2 protein-coding genes and 1 pseudogene are annotated in these 2,653 nt (G+C 72.8%); 2 read left to right on the forward strand and 1 reads right to left on the reverse strand.

The window, feature by feature from the left end:
- Both NS283_RS18005 and NS283_RS18010 read left to right on the forward strand, forming a co-directional pair.
- Positions 1–1,465, forward strand: a 1,465-nt coding sequence (locus NS283_RS18005; RefSeq protein WP_153003421.1) for a sensor histidine kinase, incomplete at its 5' end; no start/stop codon positions are given.
- Complete coding sequence (locus tag NS283_RS18010; protein ID WP_058598213.1) at positions 1,462–2,133, forward strand: response regulator; 672 nt, start codon at positions 1,462–1,464, stop codon at positions 2,131–2,133. The genes NS283_RS18005 and NS283_RS18010, both read left to right, overlap by 4 nt.
- A 164-nt stretch (positions 2,134–2,297) precedes the next feature.
- Here NS283_RS18010 and NS283_RS19030 read toward each other — a convergent pair.
- Positions 2,298–2,653, reverse strand: a pseudogene (locus NS283_RS19030) (hypothetical protein); the annotation flags it as partial.

Consider the following 2,653-nt stretch of genomic DNA (forward strand, 5'->3'; position numbering starts at 1 on the left):
GAACCACGCCCGCGCGGGCGGCCGGTTCGCGCTGCCGCGTCTGACCGGCCCCGCGCTGAGCAGGAAGCGGCGCCTCCTCGGCTTCGTCACCGCTCTCCTGGGCGGTCCGATCATCTCGCTGCTCCTGCTGGCGACCGGCTCCGACGACTCGATCACGACCGACGTGCTCAGCTACCAGCTGCTCGTGGTGATCGTCGCGCTGATCGGCGGGATCTGGCCGGCGGTGTTCGCGGCGGTCCTGTCGGGTCTTACCCTCGACTTCCTCTTCATCGCGCCCGTGCACACCGTGACGATCAGCGACCCCGTGCACGCGATCGCGCTCGTCCTCTACGTCGTGATCGCGATGCTGGTGAGCGTCGTCGTCGACCAGGCGGCCCGCCGCGCCCGCGCCGCGCGCCGCGCCTCTGCCGAGGCCGAACTGCTCGCCACGGTCGCCGGTAGCGTGCTCCGCGGCGAGGTCGCCGTGCCCGCGCTGGTCAGCCGCGCGCGCGAGGCGTTCGGCCTGGCCGGCGTGCGCCTCGTGGCCGCGGACGGACGCGTGCTCGCGACCGACGGCGAGCCCGTCCGCGACGAGCGCCGAACGGCGATCCCGGTCGGCGACGGACGCGCCACCCTCGAACTGCACGGCGGAGATCTGGATGCCGGCAGCCGCCGCCTCCTCGACGTCGTCGTCGCTCAGCTCGCCGCAGCCCTCGAACGGGCCGACCTGGCCGAGACCGCCGCCGAGGCGGGAGCACTCGCCGAGACCGACCAGGTCCGCAGCGCGCTCCTCTCGGCCGTGAGCCACGATCTGCGCCGACCCCTGGCATCCGCCGTCGCCGCCCTCGGAGGACTGCGCGCCGCGGGCGACCACCTGTCCGAGGACGACCGCCGCGAACTGATCGAGACCGCGGACGAGAGCCTCGCCACGCTCTCGGTGCTGGTGACCGACCTGCTCGACGTCAGCCGGGTGCAGGCGGGAGTGCTCGCGATCTCTCTCGCGCCCGTCGACGCGGCCGATGTCGTGATCGCGGCGCTCGACGAGCTCGACCTGGGTCCCGACGAGGTCGAGCTCGCCCTCGACCCCGAACTGCCCGCGCTCCGCGCCGACGCGGTGCTGCTGCAGCGCGTGCTCGTCAACGTGCTCGCGAACGCGCAGCGCTACACGCCGGCGGGTGTCCGCGTGCGCATCGCGACGAGCCGGCTGGGCGGGATCGCCGAGATCCGCGTGATCGACCACGGCCCCGGCATCGCGGCGGAGCGTCGCACCGACATGTTCTCGCCGTTCCAACGGCTCGGCGACACCGACAACACCGCCGGCCTCGGGCTCGGACTCGCGCTCTCGCGCGGCTTCGCCGAGGGCATGGGCGGCACGCTGGTCCCCGAGGACACCCCGGGCGGCGGACTGACGATGGTGGTGACGCTGCCCGTCGCCGAACGGGATGCCGAGGCCGTGGCATCCGGGATCCGAGAGGACGCACCGTGAAGATTCTGATCGCCGACGACGACCCGCAGCTCGTCCGCGCGCTGCGCATCACCCTCGGCGCGCACGGCTACGACGTCGTGGCCGCGGCCGACGGCGCGGCGGCGATCACACTCGCCGCGCAGGCGCACCCCGACATCGTCCTGCTGGATCTCGGGATGCCGCACCTCGACGGCGTGCAGGTGATCCAGGCGCTGCGCGGGTGGACGAGCGTGCCGATCATCGTCGTGTCGGGACGCACGGGCTCGGCCGACAAGGTGGACGCGCTCGACGCGGGGGCGGACGACTACGTCACGAAGCCGTTCCAGATCGACGAGCTGCTCGCGCGACTCCGCGTGCACGCGCGGCGGTCGGTTCCCGCTTCGGGCGACGCGGTGGTGCGCTTCGGAGACGTCGAGGTGGACCTGGCGGCCAAGGCGGTGCTGCGCGACGGCACCCGTGTGCACCTCACCCCGACGGAGTGGCGGATGCTGGAGTTCCTCGCCCGCAACCCCGGGTCGCTGGTGACCCGTCAGACGCTGCTCAAGGAGATCTGGGCGAGCGAGCAGGTCGCCGACAGCGGCTACCTGCGGCTGTACATGTCGCAGCTGCGCAAGAAGCTCGAAGCCGACCCGTCGAACCCGGCGCACCTGCTGACGGAGCAGGGGATGGGGTATCGACTGGTGGTGTGACGCGGCGGGTTCGGCCGCGGCCGGGCCCATCCGCCCGCCGGGCCGAACTCCGGAGAAACCGAACCGCGGGCCGTCTTATATCCCGGTTCCGGTCGCAACCGAGCGAAAACTCCGGAGTTTCGCACGCCCCCGGGTCGCGCCCGGCCACTCGGCCGAGCGAAAACTCAGGAGTTCCGCTCGGCCTCGACCTCGTCGCCGGCGGAGCACCCCTCGAACTCCGCCTGCACCCGCGCGCACCGGCACGCGTAGACGATCGAGTGGAGCAGCATCAGCGGACCTCGCCTGTCATGTCTCAGGACATCGCCGACCGTGTGGCATCCGGGACACGGGAAGGCGATGCGGTCGCCCACGTGCACGTCGCCGGGCAGCACGACGCTTCCGCAGGCGGCCGAGCCGTGGGCATCGAGCACGGCGAACGGCTCGTCGTAGGCGTGCGAGACACGACCGATCAACCGCGCCTCGCGCCAGACGACCTCGAGCCCCGCGACGCACGCGTCGAGGCGGAGCGTCGCGGGCGTGG

The sequence above is a fragment of the Microbacterium testaceum genome (genome assembly GCF_001476285.1).
Classification (GTDB): Bacteria; Actinomycetota; Actinomycetes; order Actinomycetales; family Microbacteriaceae; genus Microbacterium; species Microbacterium testaceum_B.